Origin of the sequence: Pseudomonas chlororaphis subsp. piscium (assembly GCF_003850345.1) — a bacterium.
Classification (GTDB): Bacteria; Pseudomonadota; Gammaproteobacteria; order Pseudomonadales; family Pseudomonadaceae; genus Aquipseudomonas; species Aquipseudomonas piscium.
Genome location: NZ_CP027707.1, coordinates 5041571 through 5056845, shown reverse-complemented (window position 1 = coordinate 5056845; position 15275 = coordinate 5041571). Strand labels below are relative to the sequence as shown.

The 15275-nt window shown below is 63.1% G+C and carries 17 protein-coding genes; 7 read left to right on the top strand and 10 right to left on the bottom strand.

What is annotated here, in order from left to right:
• Positions 1 to 9: 9 nt before the first annotated feature.
• The 6 genes from C4K38_RS22620 to C4K38_RS22595 form a co-directional block, all read right to left on the bottom strand.
• The gene (locus C4K38_RS22620) at positions 10 to 1734 is read right to left on the bottom strand and encodes a ShlB/FhaC/HecB family hemolysin secretion/activation protein (RefSeq protein ID WP_081001583.1); all 1725 of its coding nucleotides are present in this window, start codon (positions 1732 to 1734) and stop codon (positions 10 to 12) included.
• Positions 1735 to 2489: 755 nt separating this feature from the next.
• Positions 2490 to 3821, bottom strand: coding sequence for a deoxyguanosinetriphosphate triphosphohydrolase (locus C4K38_RS22615; RefSeq protein ID WP_025805468.1), 1332 nt, complete (start codon positions 3819 to 3821; stop codon positions 2490 to 2492).
• Positions 3822 to 3889: 68 nt separating this feature from the next.
• Positions 3890 to 5053, bottom strand: a complete 1164-nt coding sequence (locus tag C4K38_RS22610) for an EAL domain-containing protein (protein WP_053280546.1) — start codon at positions 5051 to 5053, stop codon at positions 3890 to 3892.
• Between the two features lie 138 nt (positions 5054 to 5191).
• Positions 5192 to 5533 (bottom strand): hypothetical protein, encoded by a 342-nt coding sequence (locus tag C4K38_RS22605; RefSeq protein WP_053280286.1) that lies wholly within the window; start codon positions 5531 to 5533, stop codon positions 5192 to 5194.
• Positions 5530 to 5916 carry a phage holin family protein gene (locus C4K38_RS22600; protein WP_053280285.1) on the bottom strand — a complete coding sequence of 129 codons (387 nt, stop codon included), beginning with the start codon at positions 5914 to 5916 and terminating at the stop codon, positions 5530 to 5532. Before C4K38_RS22600 ends, C4K38_RS22605 begins: the two co-directional genes overlap by 4 nt.
• A 1-nt stretch (position 5917) precedes the next feature.
• Positions 5918 to 6232 carry an ElaB/YgaM/YqjD family protein gene (locus tag C4K38_RS22595; RefSeq protein WP_025805463.1) on the bottom strand — a complete coding sequence of 105 codons (315 nt, stop codon included), beginning with the start codon at positions 6230 to 6232 and terminating at the stop codon, positions 5918 to 5920.
• A gap of 331 nt (positions 6233 to 6563) precedes the next feature.
• Between C4K38_RS22595 and C4K38_RS22590 the strand changes: the two genes are divergently transcribed.
• Positions 6564 to 7772 carry an ammonium transporter gene (locus C4K38_RS22590; protein WP_025805462.1) on the top strand — a complete coding sequence of 403 codons (1209 nt, stop codon included), beginning with the start codon at positions 6564 to 6566 and terminating at the stop codon, positions 7770 to 7772.
• Positions 7773 to 7821: 49 nt separating this feature from the next.
• Here C4K38_RS22590 and C4K38_RS22585 read toward each other — a convergent pair whose 3' ends face one another.
• Positions 7822 to 9780, bottom strand: a complete 1959-nt coding sequence (locus C4K38_RS22585) for a monovalent cation:proton antiporter family protein (RefSeq protein ID WP_053280545.1) — start codon at positions 9778 to 9780, stop codon at positions 7822 to 7824.
• A 204-nt stretch (positions 9781 to 9984) separates the two neighbouring features.
• Between C4K38_RS22585 and C4K38_RS22580 the strand changes: the two genes are divergently transcribed.
• The 4 genes from C4K38_RS22580 (at position 9985) to C4K38_RS22565 (ending at position 12119) form a co-directional block, all read left to right on the top strand.
• Entirely contained in the window at positions 9985 to 10221 is a 237-nt protein-coding gene (locus C4K38_RS22580; protein ID WP_025805459.1) for a glutaredoxin family protein, read from the top strand.
• 112 nt (positions 10222 to 10333) lie between these two features.
• A complete protein-coding gene (locus C4K38_RS22575) occupies positions 10334 to 10762 on the top strand; it encodes a S24 family peptidase (protein WP_053280284.1) in 429 nt (142 codons plus the stop codon).
• A gap of 57 nt (positions 10763 to 10819) precedes the next feature.
• Entirely contained in the window at positions 10820 to 11140 is a 321-nt protein-coding gene (locus C4K38_RS22570) for a hypothetical protein (RefSeq protein ID WP_053280544.1), read from the top strand.
• 88 nt (positions 11141 to 11228) lie between these two features.
• A complete protein-coding gene (locus tag C4K38_RS22565; RefSeq protein ID WP_053280283.1) occupies positions 11229 to 12119 on the top strand; it encodes a pseudouridine synthase in 891 nt (296 codons plus the stop codon).
• Between the two features lie 82 nt (positions 12120 to 12201).
• On the opposite strand, the gene C4K38_RS22560 is transcribed toward C4K38_RS22565, so the two are convergent.
• Both C4K38_RS22560 and mobA read right to left on the bottom strand, forming a co-directional pair.
• Positions 12202 to 12423, bottom strand: a complete 222-nt coding sequence (locus C4K38_RS22560; protein ID WP_025805455.1) for a YgdI/YgdR family lipoprotein — start codon at positions 12421 to 12423, stop codon at positions 12202 to 12204.
• 71 nt (positions 12424 to 12494) lie between these two features.
• A complete protein-coding gene (mobA, locus tag C4K38_RS22555) occupies positions 12495 to 13103 on the bottom strand; it encodes a molybdenum cofactor guanylyltransferase MobA (protein WP_053280282.1) in 609 nt (202 codons plus the stop codon).
• 79 nt (positions 13104 to 13182) lie between these two features.
• On the opposite strand from mobA, the gene moaB reads away from it, so the two are divergent.
• Together moaB and C4K38_RS22545 are read left to right on the top strand one after the other, a co-directional pair.
• Entirely contained in the window at positions 13183 to 13722 is a 540-nt protein-coding gene (moaB, locus tag C4K38_RS22550) for a molybdenum cofactor biosynthesis protein B (RefSeq protein WP_025805452.1), read from the top strand.
• A gap of 22 nt (positions 13723 to 13744) precedes the next feature.
• Positions 13745 to 14932 carry a molybdopterin molybdotransferase MoeA gene (locus tag C4K38_RS22545; RefSeq protein WP_164487047.1) on the top strand — a complete coding sequence of 396 codons (1188 nt, stop codon included), beginning with the start codon at positions 13745 to 13747 and terminating at the stop codon, positions 14930 to 14932.
• 58 nt (positions 14933 to 14990) lie between these two features.
• On the opposite strand, the gene C4K38_RS22540 is transcribed toward C4K38_RS22545, so the two are convergent.
• On the bottom strand, positions 14991 to 15254 hold the full coding sequence (locus C4K38_RS22540) for a hypothetical protein (RefSeq protein WP_053280280.1): 264 nt from the start codon (positions 15252 to 15254) through the stop codon (positions 14991 to 14993).
• Positions 15255 to 15275: the final 21 nt, after the last annotated feature.

Below are 15275 nucleotides of genomic sequence, written 5' to 3'. Positions count from 1 at the left end.
CGCGGGACCTCAGATCTGCACACTCAGGCGGGTCAGCCAGGTGGGCGATTCATGGTGAAAGCGTTGGGGTGTTTCCAGGCTGTGCTGGTAGTCGACATCGACTTGCAGGTTCTTCCAGCTCAGGTTCAGGCCGATGCTGGCGCCGCTCAGGCGCTCGCTGCTGGCTCCCTCTTGCGCCTTGATCCGGCCGTGGTCGAAGGCCAGGCGCGGGGTCAGCTTGACGGGCAGATCGTTCTGCAACGGCAGGCGCAGGGTGTTGCGCCAGATGCCGCCGATGGCGCCCGAGGCGCTGTTCTCGCGATAGCCGCGCACGGCGGAGTCATCGGTGCCCAGCAGTTGTTCGATGGCCGGCAGCGGGTCGGGGCTGTATTGCAGCGACAGCTGGCTCTGCCACTGCCAGGGCTGGCTGCCGAAGCGGCCATTGCGCCACTGGCTGAGGCTGGCGCGGTACTTGTGGAACTGCGCCTGCGGCAGGTTTTTCTGCACCTGTTGCGAGTCGCGGTCGGCGCCGAACCAGGTCAGGCCCTGGGCGTAGTTGAAGTCCAGGTTCCACACCGCGCTGTTGAGCCAGAACAGGTTGAGCCCGGCTTCGGCCACGGTCAGGGTCGGGCTCTGGATGCCTATGCGGGCTTTTTGCAGGTAGCTGTCGACGTCCTTGTGGGCCAGTTGCAGGTTGGCGCTCAACTGGTGGCCCTGGTCGCGCCACAGCACGCGGTCGGCGCGCAGGCTGAGCAGGTCGGTGCGTCCGCTGTTGTAGAAGGTCACGCTGCTGAGCTTGAACGGTGCCCGGTACTCGGCATGGCTGGCGAACAGGCTGTAGGTCCAGTAGCCGTAGGGGATCGAGTAGAAGACGCTGGTGCTGCGGCTGTAGCGCGGACCGTGGTTGAGGGTGTCGCTGAAGTTCAGGTTGAGCGCGTCGTTGAGTTGCAGCGGGCTGTCGAGGCTCAGGTTGATGGCGTTGCGGTCGCGCCCGGTGCTGGCGCTGCCGAGGTTATCCACACCCAGCCCCAGGGCCCAGCGCGAGGCACCGCTGCTGCGCGGGCGCAGGATGATCCGCGAGGCGCCGGGCTGGCTGCCGGGGGCGATATCGGCGGTCAGGTCCAGGGAGCGCAGGCGATTGAGCTGGTCCAGGCCCTGTTCCAGGTCGCGCAGGTTCAGCGGTTCGCCGAGCATGCCGGGAAAGGCCCCGGCCAGCGAAACCGGCAGGCTCTGATCGGCCAGTTCGACGGCCTCGACATAACCTTCGTCGACCACGATATCCAGGGAGTGGCCGGCGGCTGGGGCACTGCTCAGGTAAGGGCGGCTGGCGATGTAGCCGGCCTCGACATAGATCCGGGTGATCTGCGCCAGCAGGCGGTTGATCCCGTTCACCCCCATGCAGGGTGCGATATAGGGTTCGAGCTGGCGGTTCAGCCGGTCTTTCTTGAACAGCGTGACGCCGGCGATCCGCGTGCCGCTCAGGGCCCAGCAGTGTTCATCCTCGCCACCTTGGGCGGTTTCGGCGGGAGTGACTGCCGGGGTACCGAAGCTGCCGCGCTGCAACTGGCGCTGGCGCTGTTCCAGTTGCAGTTGTTGCAGGTCGCGCTGTTGCTGTTGCTGCAGGCGCAGGGCTTCCTGACCCGGTTGTGGCATATCGGCGGCGGCCACCGGCAGGGCCCCGGTCAGCAGCGAGAGCAGCAACCAGCGGCGCAGGCCGGTGTGACAGCTTGGGTGACGTGAGGACGTATAGGGCACTCGACATCCTTAATAGTGAAAATCGGACGAGGAAGTGCGGGAACAACTTATCGACACGGATTCATTCCGTGTACTCACTTCCATTTTGACGCTTGAGTCCTGGGCGCGCTCTTTGTTACAGCGAGGGATGAAATTATTTTGAAAATATCTACTGAACTAACAGATTGGCTGGAGTTTGAATGAGAGTACTTAGTTTGCTTGCTATTTGTTTTGCTGCCGATCATCCGGCCTAGGGTCATGCAAGGGGAACGAGCTGTCGAAGAGCGAAATTAATCTTTGTTAGCTCATTAGGGGTCGAGACTAGCGGAAACGATAAAGTCGATTTGTACGGAATTTGTAATCGCACGGAACCCTGCAGGGCCCTTGTATTGCAAGGGTTTCGGCCTGAGGGAGGGGCAGATGTATCGAAAGGTAAAGGTAGGATGTTTGGTTGTATCGTTAACGGTCTGTTTAATTCAGGCTAGTTGGATTGATTGTTCAGCTACATATGTCGGTCGATATCGCTAGTTATAGAGCAAGTGCTCTAGATGCCAGAAAGCTGTCTGGAATAGTACCTAGCGGATGATATCTGGCGAACTGGGTGGAAGTGAGCGGCACTGTCGAGCCGTGTGAAACAGGCAGGTGATCAAAGTTGAAGTAACGACCGCGTCAGGATATTGCCTGATAAGGGACTAGGGGAATCCCTTAGTTGCCGGCTCACGAAAAACCGCTCGAACGGCCACCTCGATAACGCGAGGCAGCCGTTCAACGGCGGGTCATTGCGGGCTGGAACGCCCGGTCATTTCCCGGGCCATCTCGCTGGCGTAGCTGTCGGTCATGCCGGCGATGAAGTCGATCATGCGCAGGAAGGAGGCGTGCAGCGAGCCGTTCGGATCCGGCGCGTTATTGCCCAGCAGGTCGAGAATCCGCCGGTTCTTGAATGACGGAGTGCGTCCGCCATGCTGTTCCAGCGCGGCGCCGCAGAACGAGTTGAGGAGGATTTCCAGGGTGGTGTAGGCGCCGATCTCGTGCAGGGTCTTGCGCTTGTCCTGGAAGATCTTCTTGCGTGCGATGTCCTTGGCGTTGAGCACGCAACGCTTGGCCGGGCCGTGCATGTGCTCCACCAGGTCGCCAGGCAGGGTGCCGCTGAGCAGGGCGTCCTGCTGTTCGACGAAGGCCCGGGCGGCGGCGTTGGTCAGGTGCTCGATGGCCTTGCCGCGCAGGATCGCCAGCTTGCGCCGGCGCGAGTCCCGCGGGCCGAGCTGGCGATAGGTTTCCGGCAGGTCGTCGCCTACCAGCCCGAGTAGCAGCGACTCGACTTCGGCATAGTCGAGCAGCTCCATTTCCAGCCCGTCCTCGAGGTCGATCAGGGCGTAGCAGATGTCATCGGCGGCTTCCATCAGGTACACCAGCGGATGGCGGGCCCAGCGTTGTTCCTCGAGTTGCGGCAGACCGAGCTTGTTGGCGATCTGTTCGAGCAACGGCAGTTCGCTCTGGTAGCAGCCGAACTTGTGCTTCTTGTAGCCCAGGGAGTCGGCATGGCGCGCGGTCCAGGGGTACTTCAGGTAGGTGCCGAGGGTGGCGTAGGTCAGCCGCGTACCGCCGTCGAACTGGTGGTATTCCAGCTGGGTCAGCACCCGGAAACCCTGGGCATTGCCTTCGAAGTTGAGGAAGTCGTTGCGCTCGTTTTCGCTCATGGCGTCCAGCCAGCCGCGCCCGGCGGCCTGCTGGAACCAGTGCCGGATCGCGTCTTCGCCGGAGTGGCCGAACGGCGGGTTGCCGATGTCGTGGGCCAGGCAGGCCGATTGCACCACCATCCCCAGGTCGCTGGGTTCGCACCAGTCGGGCAGGGCGTCGCGAATGGTCTCGCCAACCCGCATGCCCAGGGAGCGACCGACACAACTGACTTCCAGGGAGTGGGTCAGGCGCGTGTGGATATGGTCGTTGCTGGACACCGGGTGCACCTGGGTCTTGCGACCCAGGCGGCGGAAGGCCCCGGAGAAAATGATGCGGTCGTGGTCCTTGTGGAAGGGGCTGCGGCCCAGCTCTTCAGAGCTGTGCAGCGGTTTTCCAAGGCGTTCGCGGGTAAGCAGGGTATGCCAATCCAAGGCGGGGTCTCTCCGTCGAATGACTGATGAGCTAGCTTCCCGGTTCGCGCCCAAGCCTGCAAGTGGAACTAAAGCCCCGCGGCATCGATATCGATCAGCAGCAGGCGCTGGCCATTGTCGAAGAACTGCCCGGCGGTCAGGCAGTACTGGTTGCTGGTGGCATCGCGGTAGGTGTTGGACAGGGTCAGCCGCCGCTCGTCCCAGCCTTCGGCCAGCAGGTGATAGAAGTACGGACGCCACGACCAGTTGTGGCCGACATAGCTGTGGTCGGCCTGCCAGCGGTTGTGGCGCCATTCCAGGTTCGGCGTCAGCTGGGTGCCGTGACGATCGCATTGATAGAAGCGCAGCAGCCAGGGAAAGGCATCCAGCTGGGGCAACCGCTCGATCGGGGCCCGGGCCTGGGCCCACTCCTGCAGCAGGGTCATCAGTTCCGCGAGTTGCTGGCGCATCTGCATCAGGCGTCCGCGCTCGGCCAGTTTCTGCTGTACATAGCGCTGGCGCACCCGGGCAAAAGGCGCGACGAAAGCATCGCTGGCGAAGAACGCCTGCTCGGCCCGGGCAAACAGGAAACCCTGGACATACCGCGAGCCGCATTCCAGGGCGAAGTTGAGTTCGGGTTCGCTCTCGACCCCCTCGGCGATGATCCAGCAGCCGGTTTTCTCGGCCATCTGCGCCAGGGCCTTGACCACATCGCTGCTGGGCCCGCCACGGGCCGCGGCCTGGAACAGGCGCATGTCGAGCTTGAGAATGTCCGGTTGCAGGGCCAGCACCCGGTCGAGCTGGGAGTAGCCGGCGCCGAAGTCGTCGATGGCGATCCGCGCGCCGGCTTCGCGGTAGCGCGCCACCACTTCGCTCAGGCGTTGGCTGTTGCCGCTCAGCTCGGTGATTTCGAAGACCACGCGCCGCGGATCGACGCCCTGTTGCTGCAATTGCCTGAGGCTTGGCAACGGCTGGCCGGCGCGCAGGCGGCTGATCCAGCGGGGCGAGATATTGATGCTCAGGAACCAGTCCGGGGGCGCTTCATGCAGGCGGCTCAGGGCGTCGGCGCGAATCAGCCGGTCGAGCCGCCGCAGGGCGGTGGAGGAGGTCCGGGAATCGTTGAACAATGGGCCGACCGACAACAGTTGGCCGTTCGATTGACGCAGGCGGCCCAGGGCTTCGACACCGGCAATGCGGCCGGTGGCGGTGTCGATGAAGGGTTGAAAGCAGGCAAGCGGTTGCCCGTCGATCACGGGGCCTCCTTGGTTGATCTTGTTGATCTTGGCGCTGCGCCGACGCAACAGGCAGGCATAACCCGACCTCTCGTGAGAGAGGTCGGGAGCGCAGCTATTGCGGCAATGATTGCAAGAATGCAGCCAGATAGCGCCGGCTCAATGCTTGCTCGAAGAACCTTGCATGATCAGTTTGATCAGCGGCAACAGGCCGGCGCTGAGCCGCACCAGCCGGGCGAAGCTTCTGACGCTGCCGCTCTTGGCGCCTTTGCCGGTGAGAAACCCCAACAGGGTCACGGCGGCCACGCCCCACAACGGCGCGTGCTTGATGCCGAAGCCCTGTTGCCAGCTCTGGCCAAGGCCACGGACCCGCTGCAAGGGTTGCAGCAACTGCTGGGATTCGTGGCGGATTTCCTGGCGATGCATTTCCATGCGCAGGCGGATCAGAGCCTTGCGCATCTCGCGCCGGGAATTGGTTTGCGGGATGTCGGGCAGGCTCATGGCAGCAGGCGCTCCCTGTCGTTGGCCAGCTCTTCAAGGGTGGCATGGAAGGGCGAGGACTCGTCGAAAATCGCCGCCTTCAGGCGCATGGCGCAGAACAGCGCCGCCAGCGTATAGAAGGCGCACAGCCCGATGATGGCGGGCAGGCGATAGGTGTCCCAGAACAGGATCAGCACCAGCGCCGACAGGCCTATCAACAGCAGCAGGGCGAACACCAGGGCCAGCCCGGCGAACAGCAGCAGGCTGACGGTCCTGGCCTTCTGTTCCTGCAACTCGATGCCGAACAGTTCGACGTGACTGTGCAACAAACCGAGGAAAGCCGCGCCCAGGCGCCGCGTTGAAGAGCCTTGACCCGCTGCGGAGCCGGATTCATCGATAGCCATATCAGCGCCGGGTCGCCAGCAGGCCGATCAGAAAGCCCACGCCCGCCGCGATGCCCACTGCTTGCCAGGGGTTGCTCTGCACATAGTCTTCGGTGGCGGTGACCGCTGCCTGGCCGCGTTCGCGTAGCGATTGCTCGGTCAGTTGCAGGGTCTCGCGGGCGCGCAACAGGCTGTCGTGAATCTGCGTGCGCAATTCGTCCGCCTGGTCGCCGGCCAGGGTGGCGGTGTGTTCCAGCAGACGTTCCGTGTCACTGACCAGTGCCTGAAAGTCCGCCATCAGTGTTTCTTGAGCTGTCTTGGTGGTTTTGCTGGCCATGGTTATCTCCGTAGTGGCGTTCTGAAGGGTTCGAGTATGAGGCTTGCGCGAAGGTTCAGTGCAATTGTCTGGTACAGCTTTTGCTTTGTCCTGGTGCGTAAACACGGGTGGTTGCGCCGAAAGCGCGCAGGATGCGGTGCATGGCAGGTAAAACCTTACCCTAAAAAATCAACACTTATGGAAACACCCCGAGCGATACATCCCACTCGAAAAAGCGTCGCGCCAAAATGGGTCGTAATCCGTGGGTCGATAGGACCCTGGGTGCCAAGTTGGTGCAAAAAACCTTCGAGCGGCTCGCGGCTTTTTCCTGAATATCAGGTCTGCCCATTCCATGGAAAATCTGCAAAGCGCTGTGGACACTCTGGTCCATGGTTCCAATACCCTGTTCATCCTCATCGGCGCGGTCATGGTCCTGGCCATGCATGCCGGCTTCGCCTTTCTCGAGGTGGGCACGGTGCGCCAGAAAAACCAGGTCAACGCCTTGTCGAAGATCCTCAGCGACTTCGCGGTCTCGACCCTGGCCTATTTCTTTATAGGCTATTGGATCTCCTACGGCGTCAGCTTCCTGCAGCCGGCGGCGGTGATCAGTGCCGATCACGGCTACGGGCTGGTGAAGTTCTTCTTCCTGCTGACGTTCGCCGCGGCCATCCCGGCGATCATTTCCGGCGGTATCGCCGAGCGTGCGCGGTTCGTCCCGCAGCTCTGCGCCACGGCGTTGATCGTGGCCTTTATCTATCCCTTCTTCGAAGGCCTGGTGTGGAACGGCAACTACGGCCTGCAAGCCTGGCTGCAGGAGCACTTCGGCGCGGGCTTCCATGATTTTGCCGGTTCCGTGGTAGTGCATGCCATGGGCGGCTGGCTGGCGCTGGCCGCGGTGCTGTTGCTCGGGCCGCGCAATGGCCGCTACCGCGACGGCAAGCTGGTGGCGTTCGCGCCGTCGAGCATTCCATTCCTGGCCTTGGGTTCTTGGATCCTGATTGTCGGCTGGTTTGGCTTCAACGTGATGAGCGCGCAGACCCTGCAAGCGGTCAGCGGGTTGGTGGCGGTGAATTCGCTGATGGCCATGGTGGGCGGCACGGTGGCGGCGCTGATCGTCGGGCGCAACGACCCGGGCTTCCTGCACAACGGCCCGCTGGCCGGGCTGGTGGCGATCTGCGCCGGCTCCGATCTGATGCATCCGGTGGGGGCGCTGATTACCGGGGCGATTGCCGGCGCGCTGTTCGTCTGGTGCTTTATCGCCACCCAGACGCGCTGGAAGATCGACGATGTGCTAGGTGTCTGGCCGCTGCACGGTTTGTGTGGCGTGTGGGGCGGTATCGCCTGCGGCATCTTCGGCCAGAGCGCTTTGGGTGGCCTGGGCGGTGTCAGCCTGATCAGCCAGTTGATCGGTACTGGCCTGGGCGTGCTGGTAGCGCTGGTCGGCGGCTTCCTGGTGTATGGCGCGATCAAGGTGCTCTGCGGCCTGCGCCTGACCCAGGAGCAGGAGTATTACGGCGCCGACCTGTCGCTGCACAAGATCGGCGCGGTCAGCCAGGACTGAGGCCTTGTGGCCCTGGCCGGAATCCCCTGCCAGGGCCGTTTGCCGCTGATCATTGGCCGCCGAGCAGGCGCGCCTCCGACGCCTCGATGGCCGCCAGCGGGCCGGACATCAACACCGTATCGCCGGCTTGTAGCAGGGTGCTGGCGGCCAACTCCAGGTCGTGGCCATCGCGCTGCACGCCTTGCACATCCACGCCCAATTGTTCCAGCGCCAGCTCGCCCAGGGCCAGGTCGCAGGCGTGGGCCGCGCTGCCGAGATTGACCGCATGCATCAGCACCCGCGGCTGGCCGCGATTGTCCAGCAGGTCGGTCTGCGCGCCATGGTAGAAACCATGCAGCAGGCGATAGCGGCTGTGGCGGACTTCATCGACCTTGGCCTGTACCTGGTGTTCCGGCAGCCCGAGCATCACCAGCGCATGGGACGCCAGCATCAGGCTCGACTCCAGCAGCTCCGGCACCACTTCGCTGGCGCCGGCGGCCTTCAGTTCGGCCAGTTGGCTGTCATCCCGGGTGCGCACCAGGATTGGCACTTCGCTGTTGATCCGGCGCGCGCTTTTCAGCACGTTCAGGGCGATGTCGGTCTTGTCCACGGCAATCACCAGCAGCCGCGCGCGTTCGAGGCCGACCGCCGCCAGCAGCTCGGCGCGGCGGGAGTCGCCGTAATGCACGCAGCTTTCGCCGGCCGCGGCTTCCTGGACCCGCACCGGGTCGTCGTCCAGGGCAATGAAGCGCTGCTGTTCGCGGCGCAGGAAGCGGCCGATCGACTGGCCGACGCGGCCATATCCACAGATCACCACGTGCGCCTGCAATCCGGCGTTGAGGGCGCTGATTTCTTCCAGGTGGGCCTCCTGGTTCGGCTTGCGGTGCAGGCGCGCAGCAAGGCCCGGGGCGGCGCGCAGCAGCAAGGGGGTCAGCAGCATCGAACAGAAGGTCGCGGCCAGCAGCAGGCCGCTCAGTTCAGCCGGCATCAACTGGCTCTGCTGCATCTGCGCCATCAGCGCAAAACAGAACTCGCCACCCTGGGCCAGGGCCAGGCCACTGCGCCAGGCCGTCTCGCCGTCGCTGCCGCGCAGCTTCAGCAACAGCGCCACCACTGCGCCCTTGATCAGCATCAGGGCCAGGGTCAGGCCGAGGATCAACAGGGCATGGCTGGCGAACAGTTGCAGGTCGATCAGCATGCCGATGCTGACGAAAAACAGCCCCAGCAGAATGTCGCGGAACGGCCGGATATCGGCCTCGATCTGGTGCCGGTAGCGGCTTTCCCCCAGCAGCATGCCGGCAAGGAACGCACCAAGGGCGGGGGACAGGCCAAGCAGGTGGGTCAGCCAGGCGGTCAGCAGGACGATGACCAGGGCCAGCAGCACGAACAGCTCGGCGGAATGGGAGGCGGCCACCTCGTGGAACAGCCGTGGCAGCAGCCAGCGGCTGGCCAGCGCCAGGCCGATAAACAGCAGGGCGGTCTTGCCCAGGGTCAGGGGCAGGGCCCAGTACCAGGCCTGTTCGGTGTTGCCGGCGAATACCGGCACCAGGGTCAGCAATAGCACCGCCACCACGTCCTGGAACAGCAACACGCCGATCGCATTCTGCCCGTGGCTGCTGAAGATCTCCCCGAGGCTGCCCAGCTCCTTGCTGACGATGGCGGTGGAGGACAACGCCAGGCCCGCGCCGAGCAGCAGCGCCGGGGTCAGCGGCCCGCCGGCGAGGATCAGCAGGCCGCCGAGGACGGCGCCGCTGCACAGCACTTGCAAGCTGCCCAGGCCGAAGACCACCCGGCGCAGGGCCAGCATTTTCGATACGGAAAACTCCAGCCCCAGGGAAAACAGCAGGAACACCACCCCCAACTCCGCCAGGTCAGGCAGGTTTTCGTTGTCGTTGACCCAGCCGAAGGCGGTCGGCCCCACCAGCAGGCCCACGCACAGGTAGCCCAGCACGGGCGGCAGGTGCAGGTGCCGGAACAGGGCGATCACCACCAGGGATGAAGCAAGGATGATCAACAGATTGGCAAACACAGGCATCTCCGGCGGCGGGTTGAAATACAGAGCGTAGAGGCAAAAAAAGCCGCGAGGGTCGCTCAACCGCAAGTTGGCGACGCTGACCTGCATCAGCTATTTGGCAGAATGCCCGACGATGAGCGCACGCTGCCGTGTTCATCGGTCGACGGCTTTTTCCCGCGGGCCTAGAATAAGCGCCTGTCTCTTTTCGGTCTGTATGTCATGCCTCCTGAATGTCAGCTGTTCGGCACCCTGGGCTGCCACCTGTGCGAACTCGCCGAGGCGGAGTTGATGCCGCTGGTGGAGCACGGGCTGTTGGTCGAGCTGGTGGATATCGCGGAAGACGAAACCCTGTTCGAGGCGTATGGCCTGCGTATCCCGGTCCTGCGCCGGGTAGACAGTGGCGCCGAGCTGGGCTGGCCGTTCGATGCCGAGCAGGTGGTGGCCTTCCTGCGCTGAGCCGGCTGTCGCTGGCACGACACTTTCCGTTTGTCGCCTTCGCTGCAATCCCTTGGCGGGATCCCGATTATTCGGTTACTGTATATGCGTACAGTTATCGGGATGGTTCGCCATGTCTCTCACAATCCTCGCCCGCGCCGAGCGTTTGCAACACCTGTCGCCCGAGCATGCGGGGCATGATGGGTTTGCTGCCGGGCTCAAGTTCGAAGGCGGTTTTTCGCTGGATCGCACCGTGGGTCTCGGAGCGCCGCAGATCCGTGCGGTGCTGGTGGATGACGACAGCCTGCTGGGCTTCGGGATCTATCCCGGCGACCGGCTGATCGTCGATCGTTCGGCGGCCCCGGCGGTGGATCAGTATGTGGTGGCCCATCTTGATGGCGAAGAAGCCTATGGCGTGCGCCTGCTGGCTCCCGACCCCAAGGGCGGGATGCTGCTCAAGGCGGCGCGACCTTCGATTGCACCTATCCCCCTGGACGATCGGGACTCGGCGCAAATCTGGGGCGTGGTGTTGTGGGTGGTCAGTTATGTCGGCCGTGGCTGATACCGATGTGCGGGGCGTGTGCTCAGTGGATGAAATGAGAGGGTAGAAGGACTGATGATGGTCAATGTCGAACAATTGAAGAGCAGTGTGAACCGCATGTCCGCCGATGTGGTGCGCGAAGCGGTACTCGAACTGCGCCTGGACGGCCTGGTCACGGAAGGCAAGACGCCGTTCAACAAGCTGCATTTCAATACCTGCTTTGCCGAAATCGAAGCCCTGTTCCAGCGTGCGGGTTATCACCGGCAACTGGACGTGGTGGGGTATCAAGGCTTGTTGTATGCACTGTATGACCCGGCCCGTTGGGAAGCGGTCGATGTGTTGCGCTGGCTGAAGGAGTTTACCGATGCCGCCGCGCAAGTCGGCGTGGCCCGCGCCTAGTCGTTGGTCCCGAAGGGGGAAACTCTCCTAGGCTCCCCGGGACCCATGCTGGATAATGCCGCTCTGCATTGTCCGCTCGAGCTTTTGTATGTCCTCCGTAGCTTTTTCCGCCGCACAGCATCAGGCCAGCACCCTGTACCTACCCCCCGGGTCATGGCCAACCGTACTGGACTGCCTGTGTGATCACTTCAGCACCATCAGCCGCGAACAGTGGCTGAGCCGGATCGCCCGCGGCCGGGTGCTCGATGGGCAGGGGCTGCCGATCGGCATTGACCTGGCGTACCGCGAAGGCCTGCGCATCCATTATTTCCGTGAAGTGCTCGACGAAAAGGTCATCCCGGTGCAGGAATCGATCCTCTACGTCGATGAACACCTGGTGGTGGCGGACAAGCCGCATTTCCTGCCGGTCACCCCGGCGGGGGAATATGTCGAGCAAACCTTGCTGCGCCGCCTGATCCGCAGCCTGGACAATCCCCACCTGGTGCCTTTGCATCGCATCGATCGGCATACGGCGGGCCTGGTGTTGTTTTCGGCCAATCCGCAAAGCCGCTCGGCCTATCAGTCGCTGTTTCCGACGCGCAGGATCGACAAGCGCTACGAGGCCATCGCACCGGCCTTGCCTGGTCTTGAGTTCCCGCGGGTGCATAAAAGCCGTTTGGTCGATGGCGAGCCTTTTTTTCGCATGCAGGAAGGGCCTGGCACCCCTAATACGGAAACGGCGCTGGAGGTCCGGGAAGAGAACGGTGATCTCTGGCGTTATGGGCTGTATCCGGTGACCGGCAAAAAGCACCAGTTGCGGGTGCACATGAGTGCGCTGGGGGCGGCGATCTGCAACGACCCGTTCTATCCCGATGCGCTCAAGGATGTGGAGGACGATTACGCCAAGCCGCTCAAGCTGCTGGCCCAGGGGCTGCGCTTTACCGACCCGCTGACCGGTGAGGAGCGTGAGTTCGAGAGCCGGATCACCTTGCAGTGGTAATCCCGGCAACTGCTTGCTGCATCCAGAAACGATAAAGCCCGCGAAAGCGGGCTTTATGCATTCAAGGCTGTAACGGTATGGATTACAGCTCTTTTACCGTACGAACCTGATCTTTGTTGATGCGGGTTTGTTTGCCGTCCAGTTGTTCGAACTCGTAGAAGCCGGAGTCCTGATCGTATTTCGGCGTGTCGACGGCCTGGATTTCGCGACCGTCATTCAGGGTGATCACAGTAGGCGATGCGCAACCGGCGAGAGTGGCAAGGCCCAGTGCAAGCATGAGAGTGGCGAGAGTCCGCTGAATCATTATGTGTCTCCGAGATGAATACTTTTAGTTGCTGTGCTTGAGACGTATACAACGCCTGCAAGTTCCTTGAGTTAAGGGCATTCTGACACGCCGTGCTGCTGGCTTAACAGCTCTGGTGTATTCAGATTAGCCAATCGTGGATCGTTTGCCGGACATTGCAGGGCCTGAGCATCCAGCCCGCGCATGATACGTCCGGGGCTGCGTTCACCCTTCTGCCAGGCGCCCTCGAAGGTGCCGAGCAGTGCGCGCGGAATGATACACAGCAAGGGTTCCCAGTGCTCGCCATGGCGCAGCATCAGTGGTCTGGCCGGGTGCTGGGCGGCGCTTTGTCGCATGGCGTCGATCAGGTGTGCGTCGATGCGCGGTACGTCGCAGGGCAGCACCAGCAGATGGGCATGCCGGGCGACGGCCAATCCGGCACGAATACCTGCCAGCGGCCCCGGGAAATCATTGCTTTCGTCCTGCACCAGTTGATCGGCAAAAGGCGCGTACTGCTGCCGGTTGCGGTTGCAGGAAATGATCAGGTCATCGCTCAGGCCGCGGGTCAGTCGATGCAGGTGGGCGATCAATGGCCGGCCCTGCCACTCGATCAGCCCCTTGTCCCTTCCGCCCATGCGTTGGCCGCGCCCACCGGCCAGGAGCAGAATGGAGCAGGGTGGCAAATCTGCGCGCTGGGTCATGGCTCGTCTCCACAGGGGCGGTCAAAGAGAGCGCTGTGATATAACACCGGGCTGTTTCTCCTACAACTGGATCGAGCCTATGAAAGCCAAGGCTGATGTACCTTTTGCACCTCTGAATATCGCGGTGCTGACTGTCAGTGATACCCGGACCCTGGAGACCGATACATCCGGCCAGGTCTTCGTCGATCGTCTGGGCGCTGCTGGCCATAACCTGGCCGCGCGCGTCCTGCTCAAGGACGATCTCTACAAGATTCGCGCACAAGTGGCGACCTGGATCGCCGACGATCTGGTCCAGGTGGTGCTGATCACCGGCGGCACCGGTTTCACCGGCCGCGACAGCACCCCGGAAGCCGTGTCTTGCCTGCTCGACAAACAGGTCGACGGATTTGGCGAGTTGTTCCGCCAGATCTCGGTTGCCGACATCGGCACTTCCACCGTGCAGTCCCGAGCCCTGGCCGGCCTGGCCAACGGCACGTTGGTGTGCTGCCTGCCGGGCTCGACCAACGCGGTGCGTACCGGTTGGGACGGCATCCTCGCCGAACAGCTGGATTCGCGGCACCGGCCGTGCAATTTCGTCACGCACCTGAAACAGGCCGCGCCTTGTGAATCCCGTGGGTAAGCCGGGCAAGACCGGTGCCTTGATGCCGGTCGAGGTCGCACTGGCCCGTTTGCTGGAGATGGCCGAGGCTACTCCCATTCTCGAGCGCGAGCGGCTGCCGCTGGCGGCGGCTCAAGGCCGGGTATTGGCCGACGATCTGGTTTCCACCCTGGACCTTCCGCCCTGGCCCAATAGCGCCATGGACGGTTACGCCTTGCGTGCCGCAGATTGGAACGGCGAGCCCCTTGTCGTCAGCCAGCGCATCTTTGCTGGTCAGGCCCCCGAGCCTTTGGCGCCTGGCACCTGTGCGCGCATCTTTACCGGTGCGCCGGTTCCGGCGGGCGCCGACTGCGTGGAAATGCAGGAAAACGCCCAGGTCCAGGACGATGGGCGGGTGGCTTTTACCGAGCCTCTCGGCGCCGGGCAGAACATTCGTCCACAAGGCCAGGAAACCACGGTCGGCGAGTGTGTGCTGGTGGCCGGGACGCAGCTGGGGCCGATCGAACTGGGGCTCGCTGCTTCCCTGGGCTGTGCGGAGCTGGATGTGGTGCGCCGCGTGCGGGTCGCTGTGCTCTCCACTGGCGACGAATTGGTAGAACCCGGGCAGGCGCTCGGTCCGGGGCAGATCTACAACAGCAACCGTGTCCTGCTGTGCAGTTGGTTGCAGCGTCTGGGCTGCGAGGTGGTCGACGGCGGAATCCTGCCCGACGATCTGCCCACGACCCGGCGTCGCCTTGCCGAGCTGGCGGATGTGGATCTGATTCTGTCCACCGGCGGTGTATCGGTGGGCGAGGCGGATTTCCTGGGCATTGCCTTAAGAGAAGAGGGTGAACTGGCCCTCTGGAAACTGGCGATCAAGCCGGGCAAGCCGTTGACCTTCGGGCATTTTCGCGGTGTGCCGGTAATCGGCCTGCCTGGTAATCCGGCCTCGACGCTGGTGACCTTTGCCTTGCTGGCCCGCCCTTATATTTTGCGGCGCCAGGGAGTGAAGGAGCTGCAACCCTTGCAGTTCCAGGTTCCGGCTGGATTTGCCTGGCCGAAGCCGGGGAACCGCCGAGAGTATCTGCGGGGACGTCTGGAGCAGGGTAGGGCTGTCATCTACCGGAACCAGAGTTCCGGGGTCCTGCGCAGTGCCGCCTGGGCCGAGGGGCTGGTCGAAGTGCTGGAAGAGCGAACGCTGGTTGAGGGCGATTGGGTCAACTTCATTCCATTGAGTGAAGTCTTGGGTTGACTCCAGGGGAGGCGGACCTGGTCGGCAGGGCCGGGTCCATCCTCCAGAGCCCTGCCCATCACCGCAGCAGTAAAAGGATCAGCAAGCCAAAGCGGCTGTTCAGTCCCCAGGACAGCAGTGCCGATAGAAACCCGGCATAGGCCAATACCCACGCGAGTTTTTTGAGCAAGGCGTGAAGCTTGCTGTCGGGCTTAGGCTCACGGTCACGGCTATGCACCTGATGGACACTCAGTTCCGGGTGTTTGCCTGTGCCGAGCAGGATGCTCCCTTCCAGCCGGTTGAGCGCGGAGCTCGAGCGTTCAAAGCATTTCTTGTCATCCATGTGTTTCGCTTCCCTGTTTGA